The following is a 23,688-nucleotide window of genomic DNA, read 5'->3' as shown; positions in this document are numbered from 1 at the left end:
ACTTCGGGGAGCACGGCTGCGAAGAGTGGGGCAGCGAAAAATGCCTCTGCAAAGAAGGCAACCGGATCAACCTCGACCAAGCCCGCCGCGTCTCAATCTACGACGAAGAAGGCCGGTTCAGGGGAAAGGGCCGCAACGGCTAAAACCAGCCCAGCGAAGACCGGAGCGACAGAAAGCTCTTCTGCGAAGTCGACGCCTGCGAAATCGAAGGCTAAGACCTCGACAGGAACCAAGACTGCAACTCATGCTTCGAGCACCAAGGCGACGAGCGAGGCACCCGCGACCGGGCCAGTAGATCGGACGGCGGAACCGGAGCTCGACAGTGCAGCCGACATGGAAGCATCTGTCGTTGAAACTGCTGAACCCGACGTCGAAGCGACACCTGTGTACTCGACCGCAGATGGTGCTGACGAGGAGTCGACAAAGGCCGACGATGTGCTGGAGACCCATCCCGGGGTATACAGGTCAGGCCATGAGGTCTTCGATGAAGCTCGACAAGAGGCCACGATAGAGGACTCGTCGACTACAGATGAAGTGACTCCTGCGTCGGCATCTTCATCCGCTTCGTCGAGCCCTGACTCCGGTAACGAAGACGACGGCTCGGTAGCGAGCGAAGATACTGAGCGTGCGGGAGTCGATTCGATCCCTGATACAGAATTCGGCGAGATCGACGTTGACCGCATTGATGCCAACCCTCGTCAGCCACGTACCTTCTTTGACGAAGATCAGCTCAGTGAACTTGTGCACAGCATCCGCGAGATCGGTGTGCTGCAGCCGGTCGTTGTCCGACAGAAGCCAAGCGATCACGAACGCTTCGAACTCATCATGGGTGAACGTCGTCTTCGGGCGACGAAGGATGCAGGTCTTTCAACCATCCCTGCGATTATTCGCTACGTTGACGACACAGACCTCTTGCGGGACGCTCTGCTTGAGAACTTGCACCGAGCAGAACTGAACCCGTTGGAGGAGGCTGCTGCCTATGGCCAGTTGCTCGAGGACTTCGGCTGCACACAGGAGGAGCTTTCCGAACGCATTGGACGTTCTCGCCCTCAGATTTCCAATACTCTTCGCCTGCTTCGGTTGCCCCCGTTGGTACAAAGACGTGTAGCTGCTGGCGTCATTTCGGCTGGACATGCTCGTGCGATTCTGGGCCTTCGCGAACCGGAGCACATGGAGGTTCTTGCTCAGCGCATCGTTGCTGAGGGACTCTCTGTGAGAGCGTCCGAAGAAGCCGTAGTACTTCTTAACCGTGGCGACTCCGTGAATGTTTCACGTGCAACCACCCGTGTTGCACCTCAGTTTATCGAAGTTGCTGAACGCCTGGGCGATCGTCTTGATACTAAGGTCAACATCACGGTCGGAAAGAAGAAGGGCAAGCTGAGCGTGGAATTCGCTAACCAAGACGACCTCGATCGTATCCTCAGCTTGCTTGGAGTTGAGCAGCCGGCGGAATAGCTCCCGCAGATTGTTTGAAGTTGGGCGAGTGAGGATGACATTGTTCATTGTCACCCGTCCAACTTCTTTTCACCCCCGCTCAGGTTGTCTTCGGAGTTGGTCTAGGAAATTCACCTCCCCGAGTTAGTCAGGCCCTATTCGATGGGGATATGGCTCTGTCTTTGGGCCTGTTGACTGCCATGCCGAGCGCGGGGGGTATGGGCTTCCCCATTTGGCTTCCCGGATGGTGATGGCGGCCACGGAAATTGCCCGTACGTGGCAAGTCAACGCGCTCGGTCAGGCCGTTTGCGATCGTTTCACGTGAAACATCGGCAAACCTACGGTTTCCATTGTGAGTGTGTCTGCGTCTGCTCGCCTCCGGCCAACTTGCCGTCGATCACGTCGTTGGTGGCAACGGGAAGACGTGGCTATGTCGTTCATTTGCGCCGGCGGTCTAATCATTCTCAGCGATGCTTCCAGCCAATTCGCAGCGGCAGGCTCCGCGAAATCACCTGGTAATGCATGTTTCATGTGAAGCTTGTTGCCACTAAGATTGCGCCGCGTTCTTGGCCAATGGCGATTTAATAGCGCTCATGTTGCGTAGGCCCACCTGATTTCAGCGTTTCGGTACTGAGAGAGGCGTGCTTGGGTGTCTACTTCCATCTATTGAAAAGGGACGTCGAGACAGAACACGCTCTCCTGCACTAAATGGGTACTTGGTAGCGGTAATAGTGATTTCGGGATTGAGCGGCCTTCCTGGTCGGTGATGGCGACGGTTTCACGTGAAACGGCTACCAGGAAGTCCACCCTTTTTTGAGGGTTGGTGGTCAACGAGTTTGGCCGCAGAGTGACGAAAGTCGCTCAGAAGCGAAATAGGCACGACTGCAATTGGCAGTTCTGACCTTCAATCCCCAGGCCTTCGATTGCGGAGGTGTCCTGCTGTGTGGAGGGCATTAACTCGGACAACCGCATGATTCACACTCCTCCCGGACTAATACAGATTTACACTTCTGACGACGCATCGCCTGCGGATGGGTTACACGTGAAACGACGCATCCTCAGTGTCGCCCATCGTTCCTGGGTAGTATTCGGTCAACGTGAATCCGAGTGTTCGGGCAGTGTCTATACCGCTCGAGGCAACTTGCAGCGCGTGACTTGCGCGTGACACGGAGGACTTCTCATCTGGTCATTGAGAACCCAACCCTAGACTGCTTGCAACGCACGAGAACGCGGCCTTAGCTTGAGCAATTTTGCGCTGGTACTCCGAAAATTGTTGGCGGTCGACGGTTGTTTCACGTGAAACGATGACGACCATATTCGCCGTTGGCATATACGATATTGCGGAGCTGGTTCCCGGAGCAACTCAACCTGAGGCAGCTAGGTAGGCCACGCGGTTCAACTGAGAGGAGCGAATTTCAGGCGTTCGCTCTTCCCAAGGCATGGGCCTTCCGAGTCTGAGTGCCCTCGATCCGACCAACGTGCGCATTCCATCTCTACCGAGCTGCCCTCCAGCGGTGTTTCGCTTGAGCGAATGTTCCACGTGGAACGGCTCCCTCCTGTTCGAAGTCAGGCGCTCCGTACTTCGTCATCACCCGGGTAGAGCCCCTATATGTATCTCCTGCATTCGCTGGTGAGAATTCACAACCGGCACGCTTTCATTCGGCACGTGCGCTAATGCTCGGCAACTGACTCGAATTCTGGTGAGGGGCCAAATGAGTCAGTGCGCAGTTCGCATTGACCTTGTAATAGGACACCTTCGACTGTTGGTGGCTGCGGCCGATGTGTGAACCTGTCGATGCCGTCACCAGCATTCTGCTCGATGTTTCACGTGAAACACTGGGGCGAAACACCTCGCTGAGTGTGTTCACCGCCGAGTAGTCTCTACGTGCCAGCGATTGAGCGGTTGACGTGGGATCTCCGCGTCGTCTTTGTACTCAACTTCTGCCTATCCTGCAAAGGAGCATGATCGTTTCACGTGAAACTGAGCTCGATTCGTTCGCTGCTTTCGTAGGCACCTGAAATCTCGTATGCCTTGCGGGCCTCTAGACCGACCTTGTCGATCGGGTATTGAAGAATGTTTCACGTGGAACTACTCGCTGTACTGAACAAGTGGCGGCCGAGGCTGCCCGTGCTTGAGTGACAGATGTCGGTTCGTAGAGGTCCTCTTCGTATATGCCTTGGCTCACCATGTCAGCCCTACGAGTCTCACCGTCGTATTCACTGGAACCGCGCCTTTTTGGTTCGACGTAGAATGTGGCCTGACGACTATTGCGCAGCGTGCGCCTGTCCGATTCTTGACGAGCACATCTGGGCTATGCGCGGGCGAGTGCAGTTTCACGTGAAACATGGAGGGCTGCTGGGGGCTGGTTCACCTGAACATTGTCTCGTTTTCCTCGTAAGTCCGACGCGGTGTTTGCCGCAGCCAAATCAGGCTTCGAGGATAGCGGCGCGGAAAGATGATTATGCATTCCCAGGAGCGCCCCATTCTTTAGATAGTAATTGAGACATCTCTCGGTCGAGGTAGTGGGAACCTTGGACGTTGTGGAGTTTCGCATCTTTCATGTGAAACATATGCTAACTGTGGTCACTGTCAGCCGTTGACCGGTGACTGGAGGTACTTAGAGTTCATGCCGTTGTCTGGAGTGAGCCCCGACTATCTCTGTTGGGTGCCGGTATCGTCTCTGATATCGCCCCCGCATCGAGGTGACCGGTAAATATTGCTGTGCGGCGTCGAGCTCCGACATTCGGCTTGTGTGTTACTCACGAGGCATATTTCACGTGAAACCGCCGACGGGTGAGCCGGTAGATCGTTATATCCATTTGAGCAATGTCGATGACGCATACGGTTAGTTGTCGTTACTGCACCCAGGAGATCCTCCCGTAGCTGTGTTGCCCTTAGTCACGGGATGGCTTGCCAACCGGGCATTCAATCAAACGTCAGTGGAGACCAAATTTGCCTAGTGGGAATAGTCGACATTTGAGGATGAGATCCGTGGGCCCGGAGTGGCACTTGGAATTCGTCAGATCGTATGCAGCGGAATCGATTAGGCGCGGGTGACGAATCTGTCAGTATCGTCTCACTCATCCCGGTACAGATACGCCTGGCTCTACGAAATAGAATGAGTTGCGATTCGCAACACGGGATGGCGGACGAGACGCAACGAAGTCTTCAGACTAAGAAGTCAGCAATCTGCGACTGGATTGGAGACGGCAGATTGGAGTGTGCGCCGGATTAGGCGTCGGCGACCGAGCTACGTTGAGGGCTAACGAGCACGCGTTTCACGTGAAACCTCAGGCATTGAGGTTCTAGCTGTACGCCTTGATCTCCGCGAGGCTGAGGGTCCCGGTTTCAGGGTCAGAGTCTTCGCGCACGTATAGTCTTTGCAGGCCAGCCGCGATGCCGTCAGCAATCGCATCTCGTACGTTGGCGTCTTCGAGGTTATCGAGATCGTCGGCGTTAGTGAGGTAGCCGGCGACTACGTGAACCTTTGGAGTTCGGAGCCGCTTCAGAGAAGACCAAGTGCGAGCATGGCTCCTGCAATCACGCATTCCTGTGCGGGCAGCGAGTTCGCTTTGAATGAGTTCTGCCAGACGTGCACCTGTCGGCGAGTTGATGTCCGAATGAGTCTCATGTCCGAAGAAGAAGGTCGCGATTCCGTTGGCGTCTGTGGACTTGTTGATGTCCGCGGTGACTGTGATGACGGCAGAAGCACCGAGTTGGTCGGCCTTGTTGACCTCGACAGCGTCGCCGGCGAGAACGACTGCTCCTGCCCCGACAGCTTCAAGTCGCCCGGCAAGCCGACTTGCGATATCGGTGGTGATGCGCCGTTCGGTGTCGGCTTGAGCCCTTGTCATTGGAAGAGTTTCGAAATCTACAACTGTAGTCGCGGCCTCGATGACGAAGGTTCGTCCGGCAAGCGAGGTCCCAGAAGCTGCAACTCGTGCTCGTTCCTCGAGAGCAAAGAGATTCCCGGTGTCCTGTTTGCGGTCAATCGCGTCGAGTCCGCGCAGTGTCTGTGGTCCTGCTACTCCGTCGACCTTGGTGCCGAGACTCATCTGCAGCTCTTTGACGGCGGCGTCAGTGACTGCTGAGTACTCCGCGTCCATGCGGCCTGCGTAGAACCCAAGACCGGCGAGGGTCCGCTGCAGTCTGAGTACATCGTCGCCTGTAAGGACTCTCACAGGGTCATAGCGGAGGACACGGTCTCCGAGTTGATACCGAGCCCGTTCGAGCTCTGAAAAGGTCTCTGTGCCCATCACACCGTCACAGAGAATCCCTCGCACCTGTTGGAACTGCCGGACGGCGAGTTCGAAGGTCCGATCGAACTCGACAGATTCGGCTTGACCGACATTGAGCCCCAGACGAGCCATCTGAGATTTGATGTTGGGCAACACCTCAGAGCTGTTCCCGCGTGAAAACTGCGGGTGTGGGTTGTGAGTCAATGCGATGCCAATCTGCTGTGCGAAGTTCTGAACGTGTTCCTGTCTGCCATCTAGATAGACCTAAGGCGCCTGTTGATCGTACAACAGGCGCCTTAGAACATGATCAGATGAAGTCGGACAGCTCATCCTCAAGCGCCGGTTTGGGCCGTGCACCGATGATGGTCTTTGCTACTTCACCATCCTTGAAGACGTAGAGCGCAGGAATCGAGGTGATTCCGTACTTGCTCGCCGTCTCGAGGTTTTCGTCGGTGTTGACCTTGACGACGTTGAGCTTCTCGGTGTTCTCTTCCGCGATCTGGTCAACGATCGGGCTGACCATGCGGCAAGGACCGCACCATGGAGCCCAGAAATCGACGAGCACTGGCTTGTCGGACTTCAATACGGTCTCTTCGAACGTGGCATCAGTGACTTCTGTCGACATGAGCAACCTTTCTCTTAACAATGTTCTCTAGCGGAAACAGCCGTTGTGCAGGATTCATTCCCCAACGTCGCGCGTAGACCTTCGTCGGGTCATTTGAAGCGTGTGCTTCGTTGCGGTTGGTGTCAGCCGACTGGTGTCTTTCAGGACGCAATTGGCGCTGGAGCCTGTGAAGCCTCAGCTGCTACGGCCTCGGCCTGTTTCGTCACTGCGTCGAGATCGGCCAGGTAGTGCTCGGCATCGAGGGCTGCCGAGCACCCTGATCCCGCAGCCGTAATGGCCTGCCTGTAGACGGAGTCGATGACGTCGCCCGCAGCGAAGACGCCCTCGACCGCGGTCTTGGAAGTTCGCCCTTCGACGTTAAGATAGCCATCGGAACGCAGTGAGAGCTGATCGCCGAAGAGACTGGTGCGAGGATCCGAGCCGATTGCCACGAACAAACCGGTGACCGGCAGCTCAGACGTTTCGCCCGAGACAGTGTTGCGGACGGTGAGACCAGTGAGTGATTCTTCGCCGTGGATCTCGGTGACTTCGCTGTCGAGGAGGTATTCGAGCTTCTCATCGGCGGCTGCCCGATCCTGCATCGCCTGCGAAGCCCGAAGCTCTTGACGACGGTGGATGAGGGTCACTTTGGAGGCGAACCGAGTGAGGAATGTTGCCTCTTCGAGGGCCGAGTCGCCCCCGCCGACAACAGCGATGTGCTGGTTTCGGAAGAAGAACCCGTCGCAGGTGGCACACCAGCTCACGCCATGGCCGGAGAGTTTCTTCTCATTGGGAAGGTTGAGCTCGCGGTACGCCGAGCCGGTGGCGAGGATGACTGCCTGAGCCGTGTACCTGGCTCCCAGCGCGGTTTCGATCTGATGGGCACCGGGCTCCAGCTTGAGGGTTGCGACATCGTCGTAGATCACCTCGGCGCCGAACTTCTCAGCCTGCTCGCGCATGCTCTCCATGAGTTCTGGACCTTGCACTCCGGCGGGGAAACCGGGGTAATTCTCAACGTCGGTGGTGTTCATGAGCTCACCACCTGCTGTCACAGAACCTGCAATGACCACGGGCGAAAGGTTCGCACGAGCCGCGTAGACGGCCGCGGTGTATCCGGCCGGACCCGACCCGATGATCACCAATTGTGTATCAGTCATGTGAAAATTCCCTGTTTCTGCTCGCTGTGTACTCAGAGTCCCGCTCAATGGCGGCACGGATTGACTATCGTACGTGTAACGGTACGGCGGTTGCGACTATTCCGCACCTGGCCTCAAGCGATGTACCCCGCTTCTCCCAGGCCCGGTGCCGATCTCCCAGGGCGCTGTCTGCCAGGATTACCGAGGACCGTGTGCCTGGAACGGGCTCTTACTTGAAGTCGACGGTGTTGATGATGGCACGGAAGCCGCCATCGTCTTGAGGAAGCTCGGTCACCCAGAGAATCAGGTTGTCCGTCTCAACGTCATCATCAAGTTTGATGGTGACGCCGCCCGAGTCGAATTTGCCCTCGCCGACCTTCTTTGCATCTTCAGGATCGGAACCATTGCGAATCTCGAAGGAGCCGCCCGAGTTCGAGGACTTGACCTTGACTTCCTTCACCGTCGTCTTGTCTTCGAGTTCGAAATGCAGTCCAACGCCGGACTTCAGGTTGCCGAACGATGCCGAATTGTAGCGGTCGGTCCGCCATGACCCGTCCGTATTGGGGACGACGTCTTTGGCCTTGTCGTCGTTCTCCTCATTGTCGCCCTCGGGATCCAACGCCTCGACCTTATCGATCTTCGGCGCATCTGCCTTGGGCTCCTCTGTCTTCTTGTCCTTGCCGTCCTCAGTCTTGGCTGGGGCCGAGGTTTCGGCTACCGATTCAGGCTCGTCGTCGCCGGAAGTGAAGTTGAAGACCGCAATCGAGATCACGATGGCTGCGATGACCACCAGCGCAAGGACCAACCAAGCGAACGGCTTTCGCGAACTCGACGGGTCATCATCCGGGTCGCCGCCATTGTTGGCAGATCCACCGCCTGCCGCCGCACCGGCCGTTGAACCGCCAGCAGCCGCAGCGCCGGATGTGCCGGCACCCGCACCACCTGTCGTCCCTCCAGCAGCAGCCGACTTGGTTGTGGTTGAAGTCTTCTTCTTGCTCCCGGAGTCAGCGGGTTTGGAAGCTCCAGCTGCACCAGCTGCCCCGACGGCGGCAGCCCCCGCGACGCCGGCAGTTCCGGCTGATGCAGCTCCAGAATTGTCGTCCGACTTCTGCTCGGGCGAGACTGCGGCAACGGGCGCGGTCGAACGAGACGAATCGGTTGGTGACTCATCGACAGCAGTGGGCGAAAGCCTGCGCACCTGTTTGGGTGGCGTTACGGCGTTCGCCTCCTGTCGTTTGGATATCGAGGCGGCCTCGAGCGCGGCGATGCGCCGGCGTGCTTCGTCTTCCTTGGCCTTCGCGATGCGTCGTTCGCGTTCGTACTCGCGCAGCTGATGCTCGCGCTGCTGCTCATGAGTCTCGAACATTCCGCCGAGGAACCACGACCCGTCGTCCTCATCATCCATGATGACGCGGGTGTCGTTATCGTCCTCGGTCTCGTCAACGCCGTCCTCGGACACGATGTCGAGGGCCTGGGTGTCGGGGTCCGTATCCTGGGCGTCGCGATTCATGATCGGAGACGTCAGATTCTCGTCGTATTCATGGTCGGCGTATGCGGAGTACTCCGAATAGGTCTGTTCAGGCTCCCACTCCTCCCAGTCCTGGGTGGCGTTGTCGAGCTGATCCTTGCCGATCGGGAAGCTCGAGGCCTCACGCATCTGCATACGGTCGGCATACTGCCCCGTTGTCTTGCCGACGACTCCCACAGCCAGTCCGCGAGTTCCCGGACGGGTGATGCCGATGCGAACCAGAGCCGCTTTGACCTGGTCGTCGCTGGCTGTGTTCGCAGTGGAGGTACCCATCGACGTTGATCGTGGTGCGGGTAGGCTTGTTGCCTCGTCGAAGCTGCGCGGCGACTGGTTGAAGACACTGTCGTTGTCGAGTACCGGAACCCGGTTGACGTAGCGCAGGAGCTCGGCATCCCACTCGTCCAGGTAGCCCAGTACTTCGGCTGCGGAGCCAGGGCCTGGATCGGTCCCGGTGAGGATGCCGCTGACGAAGTCATCGAGTTCATTGGAGATATCGGGATTGAGGCTCTTGGCCCTCGCAATGCGGGAATTCTCGCGCCCTGCTGCGGGTATGCCGTTGAAGGGCTCATCGGTGGGCCAATAGCCGGTGATGGCGGCGTAGAAAAGCCGGATGAGGCCCAGGGCATCCTCTCGAGATGCCTTCGTCGGTGTGTAGTCCTCGGGGCGGATGACTCCCGTGCCCAGCGCCAGAGCGGCATCGATGCCGATGCCGGAGACCAGGACGGTGCCCTTGGTCGTGATGCCCACCGTGTTCGGACGCAGGAACATGTGGAACAGGCCGCGTCGGGCAGCCGTGACGAGAACTGTTCCGATCTCGCCGATGAGAGCGCAGGCGGCATCGATGGGAAGCGGTGACTTGGGCAGGATCTCGCTGAGTGAGGTGACGGCAATGCGCTTGGACACGACATAGTCGAGTCCGTTCGAATGACCGACATCCAACGTCGGTGCAATGCGATGATCGCCGAGGATGGAGACCCGTCGCGCTGCTTCGAGAACATCCGTGGACCCATCGGCATCGGCGACGTGGATGAGGACGGGTTCATCGAGAATGGCGTCGAGTGCCGTGCACACGGCACCCGCCTGTGAATTGTCCTCGAGCCACCGACGGTCGACCGTTGATACGACGTAACGACCGGCAACTACCATGCCGGGTTCGATATCGATCAGGGTGACCACCTCCGGAGGGGCTTCAATAGGGCTTCGATGCGCAGGCTATCTTCTTAGTTTTCCAGCAACCACGCCAATAATCGAATGCAACTCTCTGACTTTCAGCAAATAACATGCTCCCAGGAAGACGATGAGCATGAGAGTGCCGACTCCAGCAGTGACGACGAACGCCTGCCATTGGCCCGACAGCGCGAAGTCTGGGAAGAAGAAGAGCAGCCCATAACCGGCCAACCCGGCAAGCAAAGCTGCTACGAAGAACTTCACATGGGCGCCGAGGATGGTGCGGAGATCAATCCCGCCCAGGCGCTTCGACAGGAGCACGAACGAGAGGATCATCGCGAACAGGTAGCCCAGACTCATCGTCAGACCGATGATGGCGACCGTGACCGATTTCGGGAAGATCGATGCAGAGAGCACCGCCAGGGACTGGAAGATCACCTGCGGGAGCTGGATGAGGAACGGTGTCTTCGCGTCCTCATAGGCGTAGAACACCCTCTGCGCCAGGTAGTTTGCACTGAAGGGAATAAGCCCGAACACCATTGTAATGATGACGAGTCCCACGGCCATGGCCTGTTCTCGGCCGTTGGGGGCGATCACCATCGCCACCGGGGCGGCGAGAACGATAAGAGCTGCCACAGCAAACGAATTCACAAATCCGACCATGCGCACGCCCATGGAGAAGTCGCCGACGACCGCTTCGGTGTCGTTGTTGGCGGCGTTCCTGGCCAGCGAAGTGAAGAGTGCGGTGGCCAGTGACACCGCGATGAGCGAGTGCGGGAGCATGAAGACGAGATAGCCGTAGGAATAGGCGGCGTTCGAAGCATTGCCCGCTCCGGGGTCCGAAGCTCCGGCGGCGACCCGGGAGATGACGAGGAATCCCAGCTGCCCGACAAGCATTGCTGAGAACGTCCAGAACGCCACCTTTCCGGCGGTGCCGAGGCCGACTCCGCGGAATCCGAAGGTCGGCCGGTACTTGAAGCCGATCCGCTTCAGTGGCCAGATGAGGATCAGGGCCTGAGCGACGACACCGAGGGTAGCCGATCCGCCCATGAGGGCGACCTTGTCCGGGGTCCAGGTGCCCAGATGATGCGGGGACGCACTGTCAGAGCCGAAGACTAGGATGAAGATGAGGAGACCAACGATGGCGACGACGTTGTTGAGCACCGGTGCCCACATATACGGGCCGAACGAGGACCTTGAGTTGAGCACCTGTCCCAATAGGGTGTAGAGGCCGTAGAAGAACACCTGTGGCAGGCACCAGTAGGCGAAGGCTGTGGCCAGGGCCATCTGATCCGGCCCCCACCCTGAGGAGTAGAGCCATACGAGGAGTGGCGCGGCAAGAGTGGCAATGACACCGACGGCGCCAAGGATCATGAACGACAGCGTCAGCAGGCGGTTGGTGTAGTCCTGGCCCCCGTCCTTGCGCTTCGTCGCCCGCACGAGCTGTGGGACGAGTACCGCGTTTACGACACCTCCGGCCAGGAGCATGTACAGGGTGTTGGGCACCTTGTTGGCGACGTCGAAGGCATCGGCCTGGGCCGCGGTGACGCTGAGCGCCAGCGCCAGCAAGAAGGCCTTGACCAGTCCGAGGATTCTCGAGGTCAGGGTTCCCGCAGTCATGATCGCCGAGGATCTGGCTAACGATGAGAAGCTAGACAAGCCCTACCTCTTTTCCGATTCGTCGTTCTGCGCGCGGGCCATCGCATCGGCCAGCTGCTGTTCGGGGATCTTCCTGCGTCCGCGGGAGATCGTCTTGATCAAGCCGATCACGAACACGGCGGCCAGTGCCAATCCGACTAAGGCTGTACCGATGTTCTCCCAGTCGGCGCGCACCCTGACGAGCAGTGTCTCGTTCTTCGGCAGGGCGACGTCATCGGTGGCGACCATCTCGATCGTCGTCGGGACGTCTGCGTTGGCCAGGCCTTCGACGGGAACGTCGACGCGCATGGTCTCCTGGGAGGGCACGACGACTGTCTTGGTGGGCTCGGCCCGCAGCTGGGGGGTATTCGGCTTCATCCGGATGCTCATGCTCGCCTCGGCGGGCGAATCGTTGACGATCGTCACCGGGATAGTCGTCTCCTCACCGGTGACCAGCAGCACCGAGGAGCCCTTCTCGAGGTAGAGGCTGTTCCTCACCTTCTCACTCGAAGCCTGGGCATCGTCGGCGCAGCTCTTCGCACTGCCCTCCAGGGTCCACGCCACCGAGGTGCAGCTGAGCAGCTCACGGTCCAGCCGTGTATTCGCACTCGCCGGGTCAGAGAACACACTGTTGAACCTCGTCTGCGTCGTCCGGGTCTCTGCGAGGCTGTGGACTGCCTTGGTACCAATCGCCTTCGGATCCGCTCCTGACTGCAGCAGCCCGCGAGGCACGGGGTCGGTGTCGAGGAGATCATCGATGCCGGACGGATCGACCCAGGGAGCGTCCGCGACGGACTTGACCGTACCCTCCCAGTTCGCCGAGGCTGCCGTGCGCGGCATGGGCAAGAGCAGATGTCGTGTCCGGTAAGGGGCCTCCGCTTGGATCGCGGCGGTTGTCGCGACCAGTTCTGAGATGCCCGAAGCGGGATGATCGGAACCGATGATCTTGGCGCTCTGCTGTGCCAGAGCCGTATCGGTGATCAGAGTGTCGATCGATGACTGTGCATCGGCGGTGATGCGAGTCTTCGAGTGGGCGTCGTCGTGGACCCCTGCCAGCGATGGCTGCTGGTTGTTGCTGAGGATCACGGTCTGATCACCGGCCTTGGCGAAGTCAGCGAGCTGATCACGCTGTGCGGAGCCGGCGACTGGCCAGGCGATGTCGGTCTTGGCCTTGGGCAGGACATCCTTGACGATCTGCTTCTGTTTCTGCGCGAACTTGCCCAGACTCTCCAGGTCACTGTCCACCAGCGACGCCTGGTCGGGGTCACCATAGGGCAGAGCGATGACGGTGTGCGACTCCGCTTCGGCAAGGAAGTCCTGATACCAGGTGTTGAGGCGCTTGCGCTGCTCTTCCTGGGCCTCCGACTCGTCGGCGCTGAGCCCATCGCCGCCGCCCTCGTCATTGGAGTTCGCGCCGGGATCGGTGTCCTGGACATCGGGTCCCGTGGTTGCCGTATCCGTGCCCTGCGGGGAGGGTTCTTCAGACTCCTCGGGATCTGATCCGTCATCTTCCTGTGGTGGTTCGGCTACAGCCGATTCAAAGGAGGCGATGATCCGGGGGTCGAGGGCGATTCCCACTCCGGGAGTGTCGAGAACGTTCATGATCGACGTCAGAGAGCCGTCCTTGCCGATCGCCTTGTCGAGGACGTCGGGGGCGATGATGCCGTCAGAGGTGTGAGCCGGAATCGTCACCGGGGCGAGCATGCTGATTTTGGTCTTGTCGAACTTCGGGCTCGGGTACCAGGTGGAGAAGCCGACTTCGGAGGCGAGTCGCCCGGTGGCATCGCCGAGCTGCACGCTCAGTCCGCGCGGGCCCCAGCTCGAGACCGGAGAGGACTTCTGCAGTCCGAGATTATCTGCGGGGACGGAGATCGTGAATTCTGCGGAGGACCCGGCCGCGATCTCATCCTCGAACGTGGTGTCCACCGCAGTCATCGGGTCGGAGTCTCCGTTTGAGCCCTCCTTGGCCTTCTTCCGGGCGTCGGGACCGTTGTTCTCGAGGTCGGCGATGCTGCGGTTCTGGGACTGGTCGGTCTTCCAGCTCTCGATCTTACGTCCGGAATCGAGCTTCTGCATCGACATCGCCAGATGCAGGTCAGGGTCGGAGATCGCCTCATCCGTGGGGTTCGTGATCGTGCCGCGCACCTTGAGTGTGCCCTTTGCATCGACCCAGGGCGTCACCTCGTCGAGGGTGATGGCGACTTCGGAGCCACCGGACTTGCCCCCGCCCGCTGAGGATCCCCCGTCCGCCGAGGTGCCATCGGCGGCGGTCGAACCGGCGGCGGCTGCGGGGCTCGATCCCATGAGCGGGATGACGAAAACTGACCCTGCGAGCAGAAGGACTGTGCTCAGCAGGGCGAGGAGGAAACGCATATGGCTGATGGGTTTCACTGCTCCAATCGGGCGACCATCGGACGGGCGGCGGCAACGATGCGACGCTCATTGGCGAATGAGAGCCGGGAGCGCAGATCGTTGAACGGAATCCACGCAGCGTCGATCGCTTCCTGGTCAGGATCATTATCCACGGTCAACGTCCCAGACCGTGCACGCAACAGGAAGTGGTGGACGAGTTTATGGATGCGGATTCCGGTCACCGTGAACCAGTAGTCGACGGTGCCCAGGGGACAGACTATCTGCCCGAGGATGCCTGTCTCCTCTTCCACCTCACGGCGAGCCGCCTCGGCGGGGGTCTCAAGTCCTTCGAGGTGACCCTTGGGAAGGCACCATTCGATCCGTCCTGCCCGGTTGATCCGGGCGATCACGGCCACGGTCAGTTCCGGGCGTGTGAAGTCGACGACGATGCCCCCGGCGGATATCTCCTCTACCGTGGTGCGACGAGACGCTCTGGGTCCCGGCTTGGGCATCGGTGTGGTCATTCTCCTACCTTAGTAGGCGATTCTTGGAAGTGTCGTTGGGCGCGCTCCCGGTAGGCTGGACTCGGCTGTAGATGAGTCGTCTCCGATCGGAACGAACACGGTAGAACACGAAGGAGCTCGGTGGACCCGAAGACCGCGCACGCCCGTCTGTACGACAAGCTCGATGAGCTCGAGAACATTCTCGGGCCCTTGGGCAAGCGCTTCGCCGCGGCCGGATTCGAACTCGCGCTCGTCGGCGGCTCCGTTCGCGATGCATTGCTGGGCCGTCCGATGCCCGATCTCGACTTCACCACGGATGCGCGCCCCGACGACATCCTCTCCCTCATCTCCGACTGGGTCGACACACATTGGGACATCGGGCGGGAATTCGGCACCATCGGCGCGATCAAGTCCGGTGTGCAGATCGAGATCACGACCTACCGCGCCGAGGCCTACGACCCGGATTCGCGCAAACCTACGGTGAAATTCGGCACAGATCTCGACGCTGACCTGGTCCGACGCGATTTCACAATCGGTGCGATGGCGATTCGCCTGCCCGCAATGACCTTCGTCGACCCGTTCGAGGGCTTCACCGACCTCGTCGAGGGCGTCATCCGCACCCCGGGCACGGCCGCGGATTCGTTCTCCGATGATCCGCTGCGCATGATGCGCGCTGCCCGTTTCACCGCTCAGCTGGGTCTCGATCCCGTCGCCGAGGTGGAATCGGCGATGCGTGACATGGCCGATCGGATTGCGATCATCTCCGCCGAACGTATCCAGGTTGAACTGTTCAAGCTGATGACCGGCATCGACCCGGCCGCGGGCATCGATCTGCTGGTGCGCACCGATGTCGCCGATCACGTCCTGCCCGAAGTCGCAGGTCTGCGGCTGGAGACCGATGAACACCACCGCCACAAGGACGTCTATCAGCACTCACTGACCGTGCTGCGCCAGGCTGTGGAGCTCGAAGAGCAGTATGCGGCCAAACAGCGCGAGGCCGGGTTGAGCTCTGGTGACCCCAACCACCTCGTCGTGCCCGATTTCACCGTCCGCTTCGCGGCGCTGATGCACGATGTGGGCAAACCTGCGACACGCAGATTCCTGCCCGGTGGGGCTGTCACCTTCTATCACCATGATGCCGTCGGTGCGAAGCTGACCGCGAAGCGGATGAAGGCGCTGCGCTTCGACAAGGACACCACGAAGGCCGTTGGCCGTCTGGTCGAACTGCATCTGCGCTTCTACGGCTACGGTGACGCCGGGTGGACCGATTCTGCGGTGCGGCGCTATGTCACCGACGCCGGTCCACTGCTCTCGCGACTGCACATCCTCACCCGCGCGGACGTGACCACGCGGAACAAGAAGAAGGCTGATCGGCTCGCATTCGCCTACGACGACCTGGAGCACCGGATCGAGAAGCTCAGCGAACAGGAGGAGCTCGCCGCGATCCGCCCCGACCTCGACGGTCGGCAGATCATGGCGATCCTCGACATCGAACCCTCGCCGCTGGTGGGCAAGGCCTACAAGCACCTTCTCGAGGAGCGGATGGAGCACGGCCCGCTGGGACCTGAGCGCGCCGAAGAGGTTCTGCGTCAGTGGTGGGCCGAGAACGGGCCTGCGGAAGTTGAGCCCGGAGAAGCTGGGCCCAGAGACGTTGAGCCCGGCGAGCAGTCCTAGGCACCACCCCCGCCTGTTGTCGTCCTCACACCAACTGATAACTTCGTAATTCGCGTATGTTTGTGCTTGTCGTCACATGATGTGGCGCAGGCGACGATGTGAGGAGATCCTGATGACTGTGACCGATGAGTTCCGTGCAGCCAGAGACAAGCTGATCGAGTTGCGCAGCGATGCCGCGGCGGCCGGTGACGGCTTCGAATGGCCGCGGTTCGATCACTTCAACTTCGGCATCGACTGGTTCGACAAGGTCGCCGAGGGCAACGACAGCCCAGCCCTGTGGATCGTCGAGCAGGACGGGACAGAGGGCAAGTGGAGCTACGCGGAGCTCTCCCGTCGCTCGAATCAGGTGGCCAACTTCCTCCGCCGGTCCGGTGTGAAGCGCGGCGACCACGTCATGATCATGCTCAACAACCAGGTCGAGCTGTGGGAGACCATGCTCGCCGGCATCAAGCTCGGCGCGGTCCTTCTGCCCACAACCACCCAGTTGGGTCCCATCGACCTCAATGATCGTGTCGATCGCGGCAAGGCCGAGTTCGTCATCGCCGGATCTGAGGATGCTGCGAAGTTCGACGATGTCGACGCAGAGGTGGTGCGCATCGTCGTCGGTGACGATGCGAAGCGCCAGCAGGACTACAGCTACGTCGATGCCGACGGTGAAGATTCACACTTCGACCCGCAGGGTACCTCCCGCGCCGATGACCTGCTCCTCCTCTACTTCACCTCGGGCACGACCTCGAAGGCGAAGATGGTCGCCCATTCTCACGTGTCCTACCCCGTCGGCCATCTGTCCACTATGTATTGGATGGGCCTGAGGCCCGGCGACGTCCACCTCAATGTCGCCTCGCCCGGCTGGGCCAAGCACGCCTGGTCGAATATCTTCACTCCCTGGATCGCCGAATCCTGTGTATTCCTCTACAACTACTCGCGCTTCGATGCGAATGCACTGATGGAGACCATGGACCGGGTCGGCGTGACCAGCTTCTGCGCTCCTCCAACGGTGTGGCGCATGCTCATCCAGGCAGACCTCAGCCATCTCAAGACTCCGCCGAAGATCGCCCTGGGTGCCGGCGAGCCCCTCAACCCGGAGGTCATCGACCGGGTCAAGCAGGAATGGGATGTGCTCATCCGCGACGGCTACGGCCAAACGGAGACCACCCTGCAGGTCGGCAACTCCCCTGATCAGGAGCTCAAATACGGCTCCATGGGCAAGGTGCTCCCCGGCTACGACGTGGTCCTCATCGATCCCGCGACCGGTGAAGAGGGCAATGAGGGCGAGATCTGCCTTCGCCTCGACCCGCGCCCCTTGGGACTGACCAGCGGATACTGGTCCAATGAGGAGAAGACCGCTGAAGCCTTCGAAGGCGGCGTCTATCACACCGGTGACGTGGCCGAACGCGACGAGAACGGGTACATCACCTATGTCGGGCGCGCCGACGACGTGTTCAAGGCCAGTGACTACCGACTCTCGCCGTTCGAGCTTGAAAGCGTGCTCATCGAGCACGAGGCTGTCGCCGAGGCGGCCGTGGTCCCCTCGCCGGATCCTGTCCGTCTCGCTGTTCCCAAGGCCTATGTCGTCGTCGCGGGTGGTTTCGAACCCAACGCGGACACCGCTCGGGAGATCCTCGCCTACTGCCGAGAGCACCTGGCCCCTTATAAGCGCATCCGTCGGCTCGAGTTCTCCGAGCTGCCGAAGACCATCTCCGGCAAGATCCGCCGCGTGGAACTCCGGGCCCGTGAAGACCAGCTGCACCCGTTCAGCGGTGAGCCTGCCGTCGAAGGCAAGGAGTACGCAGACACGGACTTCGACCTCAAGGGCTGACCGCTCACGGCGAGACCCGAGGGCGAATCTGCTCGGAAAGTCTTCGTCGGCCCCGTACTCGCAAACAGCAGTTATGGTCTGGAGTGCACAGTTCTATGCACAAGGATGGGCCGACAGGCGGCTGACAGTTGAAAGAATGACCAAATGTGAGCAATTCGCCACTTGGTGTGGTCGATACCCAGGTGCAACGGTAAAATCCCTGGTGAGAGTGGACATACGACTCTACTCATATGTGCTGGCAAGTAACAACTGGGGCGACTGGGCGCTGGATTCAGGGGACTTTCACGCTCTTCCAAAGAAGGCGTGCCAGACTGAAGCTCAAGTGTGACCTTATCGAACCTCGTCGCCACGCAATGCGGCAGGCAAACTGACCTGGAGGACCTTGGGTGGCTAAGGGACAAAGACAAGCCAAAACCAGAGGCAAGAAGACGAAGAATATTCTCAACTATCCGCGCTCAGGCGTGCGCGGATGGACCCGTTTTCTGCCCAGCATCCGGCTGCTCGTCGTCGGCGGACTCAGCATCGTCATTCTCCTATGCGTGCTGTTCTCGATCGGATATGCGACCACAGACGTCCCCGAACCCAATCAAGAGGCCACAGGTCAGACCTCGACCATCTACTACAACGATGGCAAGACGCCCATCGGGCAGTACAAGGTCGAGGACCGGAAGTCGATCAGAATCGATGAGATCTCCGAGCCGATGCAGAAGGCAGCGGTCGCTGCGGAAGATACCTCGTTCTACGAGAATCGCGGAATCTCCATCAAGGGACTCTCCCGCGCGGTCGTCGGTGTGGCGACCAATAAGTATGCCGGTGGTGGATCGACCATCACGCAGCAGTACGTGAAGAATTTCTACCTCACGAACGAGCACTCCTTCGATCGCAAGGTCAAGGAGATGTTCATCTCGCTGAAGATCGATCAGCAGCAGAGCAAGGACGACATCCTTGCTAACTACCTCAACACCATCTACCTCGGACGCCGGTCTTACGGCATCGAGGTTGCCAGCCAGAACTACTTCGATAAGTCGGCGAAGGACCTCGACGTCAGCGAGTCGGCATTGCTGGCAGCGATGATCCAGCGCCCAGGAGCCGCCGATCCCTCGGACAACCCCGAGGCCTACCAGGATCGTTTCGACTACGTCGTGAAGTCGATGGTCGATGAGGGCTTCATCACCGAGGAGCAGGCAGCCAAGATCGAGATGCCGAAGGTGGAGAAGCAGAACAAAGAATCTTCACTGTCCGGCCAGAAGGGCTACATGTGGGACTTCGTCCGCCGTGAGGCCCTGCGCAAGCTCGATATCACCGAGGCTCAGCTCGACCGCGGTGGCTATGACATCACGACCACCTTCGACGAGGACCGCATGAAGCAGGCCGAGAAGGCCATCAAGAACCTGCCGTCCGATCAGCCGGAGGGTCTGCAGACGGGGCTGGTCTCGATCGATCCGGACAACGGTGGAATTGAGGCCTTCTACGGCGGTAAGAACTACCTCGATCAGGCATTCAACGCTTCGACACAGAGCCATGTACAGGCCGGTTCGACCTTCAAGCCCTTCGCCCTGGTGGCTGGGCTTGAGAACGGTGTGCGACTCACCGATACCTACCCGGGTACGAGTCCGACGACCCTGAACAACGACGGCACTCCGTGGGAGCTGTCGAACTTCGGCAATACGAGCTACGGTCCGGTGAGTCTGCTCAAGGCCACTCAGTCCTCGATCAACACGGCCTATGCCGCGCTCAATGTCCAGGTCGGTCCGGACAAGACTGTAGACGTGGCACAGCGAGCGGGACTGAGCGGCAACTGCACGGACAAGGAGATGGAGTCCGGTGACACGGGCGGATGCTCCATTGGACTCACCCCGAACCCCTCGAACGTATTGGGAACGCCCAGCGTGAAGCCGATCGACATGGCCTCGGCCTACGCGACCTTCGCAGCCAACGGTGTCCACCATGACACTCACACGATCAAAGAGGTCACCCAGGGGGCCGACGACACGGAAGTCTACAAGGGCGAGACCAAGGGCAAGCGCGTCTTCGACAAGGCGGTGGGAGCCGAGACCTCTTTCGCTCTGCAGCAGGTCATCAACGGCGGCTCGGGCAGCTATGCCCAGCAGCTCGGACGACCAGCAGCGGGCAAGACCGGTACCACGAACAACAACACGGCGGCCTGGTTCTCGGGTTACACCCCGAACCTTGCGACATCAGTGGTCCTCTACCGTGAGGTCGACGGCAAGCAGATGTCGATCGGTTCCTACGGCGGCCGCGGCGAGGTCACGGGCGGATCTTTCCCTGTTCAAGTGTGGACTGAGTACATGCAGGACGCGCTCCAGGGAACCAAGGTCGAACAGTTCCCAGAGCGCGGAGAACTGCCGGACAAGCCGAAGCCTAAGAACACCAACGCACCGGCGGCTCCGAAACCCGAACCCAAGGCGCCGGAACCCGAGGCTCCGAGCGGCAGCGATGGCGGCGACGGGTCCGACGAGAAGGCCCCCGTCGACGAGCCGAGCGAGAAGCCGAAGGACGACGAAGACAAGGGCAAGGATAAGGACAAGGACGCCGACGGTTCGAAGGATTCCAAGGACGGCTCCAAGGACTCCAAGGACTCCGACGACGGCCGTGAGGATAATGGCTCCTCGAAGGATGACGGCAGTTCGAAGGGCGGCGACAACGGCGATACCGGTGGTGGCGGCGATACTGGCGGCGGTGGAGACACCGGTGGTGGTGGCGATACTGGCGGCGGCGGTGACACCGGTGGTGGTGGCGATACTGGCGGCGGCGGTGACACCGGAGGAGAAGGCGGCACCGGCGGCAACGACGGCGATGGCGGACCTCTTGGTGTCGGAGGCTGATAACAGCCTTCGGCCTTCGGGCCGGTAACCTCTAGTCATGCCTTCTCAGTCCAGCACCCGGATCGCCGAGCCTCTGCTCGGCGGTCCGGACGGCATTCACCTCGCATCAGCTGGTGCTCGGTTCCGGCGTGGCCAGGCCTACATCTTCGCCGGAATCCTCGGCCTGACGACCTTTCTCGCCCTCGCCCTGCAGGGCCCCTGCCTGAGTTCGGGCTACGAACAGCCGTCCGCCTCGGCGAGGATGTGCTCCGGACCTCTGTCCACGGCATTCCTCGGCCAGACCAATCCTGAGGAGGCCCTGGGCCGCTCCCACGGAGGGATGGCCGGCCTGTCGGTGATCGACGCCCGCTTCGTCCAACTGATGAAGTTCGTGACCGACGACGTCTCCGTCTTCATGACGTTCGTTCTCATCGTCAACGTGATCGCCTTCGCGGCTCTCGGCGTCGCACTTCTGGTCCTCGCCAGGCAGCGAGCTTGGCTGGTCGCGGCCTTCGCCTCCCCGGTCATCCTCTTCACCTTGGGCTCGACCCTGGACCCGGTGGCCTTGTCGCTGAGCGTCTGGGCGATGGTCATCTTCGTCGGATCGTCGCCGGTGACCCCTCGACCGTGGCTGTCCGGGGTCCTCCTCGGCATAGCCTCATTCGTCAACCCGCTGGCCCTTCTGGTCGTGCTCGCCCTCTGCCTCGCTGGGCAGCACCCGGCCGGAAGACTGCGCCCCCGGGATCCGCGGATGATGTTCGCCGCGCTCACAATCACCTCGGCGCTCATCCTGGTCATCGACGGCAGCGCCATCGAACGGATCGTGGACTGGACGGGCGACGCCGTCGACGGCGGATCCTTCGCCTCGATCCTGGTGATGGCGCGCCTGGGAACCGCCGAGGTGTGGGCACCGGTGTGGATCATCGCCAGTGCGGGTGTCATCGTCGCGGTCACCATCGCGCTGTACATGGTGCGCAGAGCAGGACTCGACCCAGCCGTGGCCGCCTGCCTCCTCATCGGTGGCTGCCTGCTGCTGGCACCGGGGATGATGCCCTGGGACAGTCTCTGGATCCTGCCGTTCTTCGCGCTCTCAGTCCGTCGTTGGTGGGTGCTCATCTTCTGGGCAATGGCGGAGGCGGCCTTCGCCATTGCCATTCACCTCGGCGACGTCACCGCGATCGAAGCGGACAAGGGCCTCGAACCGACCTTCGTCGCACTCCTGACACTCCTGCGACTGCTCGTTCTCGTCGCTGTCGTGATCTGCGCGGGTGAGAATCTGTACCGGCGACGGATCCGCGGTCGACTGCTCAGGGCAGAACCTCCTCGGCGAGTCGAAGACGACCACCCTAAGGTCCGTGTCCAGGGGCACGGGAATCCGACATGACACCACCGGTGCGCGTCCACTAGACTGTGTAGGTCTGTTCCCATTTCACGACCATCGTGGGGGCCGGAACGGACAAGCATATGCCCTCCTGCCATGGAACGACCATGGCCGCAAAGACCAGAGGAGGTGGGTGACAGATGCGTCATTACGAGCTCATGCTCATTCTTGACAACGAAACCGAAGAGCGGACGTTGGCTGACACCGTGGACAAACTGATGAAGGTTGTCCCGGCTGAAAACGGAACCGTCGACAACGTGGACATCTGGGGACGCAGGCGCTTCGCCTACGACATCCAGAAGAAGTCCGAAGGCTTCTACGTCGTGGTTGATTTCCACGCAGAGCCTGCAACGACCAAGGAACTCGATCGCCAGCTCGGACTCAACGAGTCCGTCCTGCGCACCAAGATCCTCCGCCCAGACGCCAAGTAATAGCGTCAAGCACCTCGTTTCAAGGAGCAGTCAATGGCAGGCGAAACAGTCATCACGGTCGTCGGGAACCTGACAAGTGATCCCGAACTGCGCTTCACACCTAACGGTGCTGCGGTCGCAAACTTCACCGTGGCTTCGACGCCGCGTATGTTCGACCGTCAGTCCAACGAGTTCAAGGACGGGGAAACCCTGTTCCTTCGCTGCTCGGTGTGGCGTGAGATGGGCGAAAACGTAGCCGAATCCTTGCAGCGCGGTACTCGGGTCGTCGTTCAGGGCCGCCTCAAGTCGCGGTCCTTCGAAACCAAAGAGGGCGAAAAGCGCACCGTCATGGAACTGGACGTCGACGAAGTCGGCCCCAGCCTGCGACGCGCCACCGCTCAGGTGACGAAGAACGAACGCAGCGGAGGCGGATTCTCCGGTGGCGGTAACTTCGGCGGACAGCAGCAGGGCGGAGGCTCCCAGCAGGGTGGCTTCGGTCAGCAGCAGTCGTCGGGCTGGGGCAACAACCCGCAGCAGGGCAACCCACAACAGGGTGGCTCGCAGCAGGGTGGTCAGCGCCAGGGCGGTTACGGCCAGGGGAACAGCGCACCGGCAAACGACCCGTGGGCATCATCGAGTCCACAGGGCGGCAACGGCGGCTGGGGCAACCCGGGCGCCGATGAGCCACCGTTCTAAACACGTTCAAGACATTTCGTAAATCAGGAGATACTCATGGCCAAGCCAGAGATCCGGAAGCCTATCAAGAAGAAGGCTAATCCGCTCAAGAAGGGCGAAGCGGCGAAGATCCACTACAAGGACACCGCTACGCTCCGTAAGTTCATTTCCGACCGCGGCAAGATCCGTGCCCGTCGCGTCACCGGCGTGACCGTGCAGGAACAGCGCGTCATCGCGAAGGCCGTTAAGAACGCCCGCGAGATGGCACTTCTGCCCTACTCGAGCACCGCTCGCTGATCGGAG

The 23,688-nt window shown here is 60.5% G+C and carries 15 protein-coding genes; 8 read left to right on the top strand and 7 right to left on the bottom strand.

Features of this window, described 5'->3' with window-relative positions; all coding sequences use genetic code 11:
- Nucleotides 1–333: 333 nt before the first annotated feature.
- On the top strand, nt 334–1,455 hold the full coding sequence (locus HX613_RS10600) for a ParB/RepB/Spo0J family partition protein (RefSeq protein ID WP_235345290.1): 1,122 nt from the start codon (nt 334–336) through the stop codon (nt 1,453–1,455).
- 3,285 nt (nt 1,456–4,740) lie between these two features.
- On the opposite strand, the gene HX613_RS10595 is transcribed toward HX613_RS10600, so the two are convergent.
- From HX613_RS10595 to HX613_RS10565, 7 genes are all read right to left on the bottom strand, one after another.
- Entirely contained in the window at nt 4,741–5,829 is a 1,089-nt protein-coding gene (locus tag HX613_RS10595; protein WP_235345289.1) for a peptidoglycan-binding protein, read from the bottom strand.
- A gap of 151 nt (nt 5,830–5,980) precedes the next feature.
- On the bottom strand, nt 5,981–6,298 hold the full coding sequence (trxA, locus tag HX613_RS10590) for a thioredoxin (RefSeq protein WP_009882752.1): 318 nt from the start codon (nt 6,296–6,298) through the stop codon (nt 5,981–5,983).
- Between the two features lie 140 nt (nt 6,299–6,438).
- Nucleotides 6,439–7,434 (bottom strand): thioredoxin-disulfide reductase, encoded by a 996-nt coding sequence (trxB, locus tag HX613_RS10585; protein WP_235345288.1) that lies wholly within the window; start codon nt 7,432–7,434, stop codon nt 6,439–6,441.
- Nucleotides 7,435–7,642: 208 nt separating this feature from the next.
- Nucleotides 7,643–10,117, bottom strand: a complete 2,475-nt coding sequence (locus HX613_RS10580) for a virulence factor MviN (protein WP_235345287.1) — start codon at nt 10,115–10,117, stop codon at nt 7,643–7,645.
- 36 nt (nt 10,118–10,153) lie between these two features.
- On the bottom strand, nt 10,154–11,767 hold the full coding sequence (murJ, locus tag HX613_RS10575) for a murein biosynthesis integral membrane protein MurJ (RefSeq protein WP_268826751.1): 1,614 nt from the start codon (nt 11,765–11,767) through the stop codon (nt 10,154–10,156).
- Nucleotides 11,768–11,770: 3 nt separating this feature from the next.
- On the bottom strand, nt 11,771–14,137 hold the full coding sequence (locus tag HX613_RS10570; protein ID WP_235345285.1) for a DUF6049 family protein: 2,367 nt from the start codon (nt 14,135–14,137) through the stop codon (nt 11,771–11,773).
- Nucleotides 14,134–14,622: an NUDIX domain-containing protein gene (locus tag HX613_RS10565; RefSeq protein ID WP_232488668.1), complete on the bottom strand. Its 489-nt coding sequence runs from the start codon at nt 14,620–14,622 to the stop codon at nt 14,134–14,136. Before HX613_RS10565 ends, HX613_RS10570 begins: the two co-directional genes overlap by 4 nt.
- A gap of 120 nt (nt 14,623–14,742) precedes the next feature.
- Between HX613_RS10565 and HX613_RS10560 the strand changes: the two genes are divergently transcribed.
- From HX613_RS10560 to rpsR, 7 genes are all read left to right on the top strand, one after another.
- On the top strand, nt 14,743–16,275 hold the full coding sequence (locus HX613_RS10560; protein WP_235345284.1) for a CCA tRNA nucleotidyltransferase: 1,533 nt from the start codon (nt 14,743–14,745) through the stop codon (nt 16,273–16,275).
- A 112-nt stretch (nt 16,276–16,387) separates the two neighbouring features.
- On the top strand, nt 16,388–18,094 hold the full coding sequence (locus HX613_RS10555) for an AMP-binding protein (protein WP_328284941.1): 1,707 nt from the start codon (nt 16,388–16,390) through the stop codon (nt 18,092–18,094).
- 386 nt (nt 18,095–18,480) lie between these two features.
- Nucleotides 18,481–20,940, top strand: a complete 2,460-nt coding sequence (locus HX613_RS10550) for a transglycosylase domain-containing protein (RefSeq protein WP_235345283.1) — start codon at nt 18,481–18,483, stop codon at nt 20,938–20,940.
- 37 nt (nt 20,941–20,977) lie between these two features.
- The gene (locus tag HX613_RS10545) at nt 20,978–22,303 is read left to right on the top strand and encodes a hypothetical protein (RefSeq protein WP_235345282.1); all 1,326 of its coding nucleotides are present in this window, start codon (nt 20,978–20,980) and stop codon (nt 22,301–22,303) included.
- A 137-nt stretch (nt 22,304–22,440) separates the two neighbouring features.
- Nucleotides 22,441–22,731 (top strand): 30S ribosomal protein S6, encoded by a 291-nt coding sequence (gene rpsF / locus HX613_RS10540; protein WP_114384810.1) that lies wholly within the window; start codon nt 22,441–22,443, stop codon nt 22,729–22,731.
- A 33-nt stretch (nt 22,732–22,764) separates the two neighbouring features.
- Nucleotides 22,765–23,406, top strand: a complete 642-nt coding sequence (locus HX613_RS10535; RefSeq protein ID WP_235345281.1) for a single-stranded DNA-binding protein — start codon at nt 22,765–22,767, stop codon at nt 23,404–23,406.
- Between the two features lie 36 nt (nt 23,407–23,442).
- On the top strand, nt 23,443–23,682 hold the full coding sequence (gene rpsR, locus HX613_RS10530; protein ID WP_009882767.1) for a 30S ribosomal protein S18: 240 nt from the start codon (nt 23,443–23,445) through the stop codon (nt 23,680–23,682).
- Nucleotides 23,683–23,688: the final 6 nt, after the last annotated feature.

Source organism: Brevibacterium sp. UCMA 11754 (assembly GCF_021532275.1).
In the GTDB taxonomy this organism is placed as follows: Bacteria; Actinomycetota; Actinomycetes; order Actinomycetales; family Brevibacteriaceae; genus Brevibacterium.
Note: the sequence above shows the minus strand (reverse complement) of the source record. Positions and strands in the feature narration are given on the sequence as shown.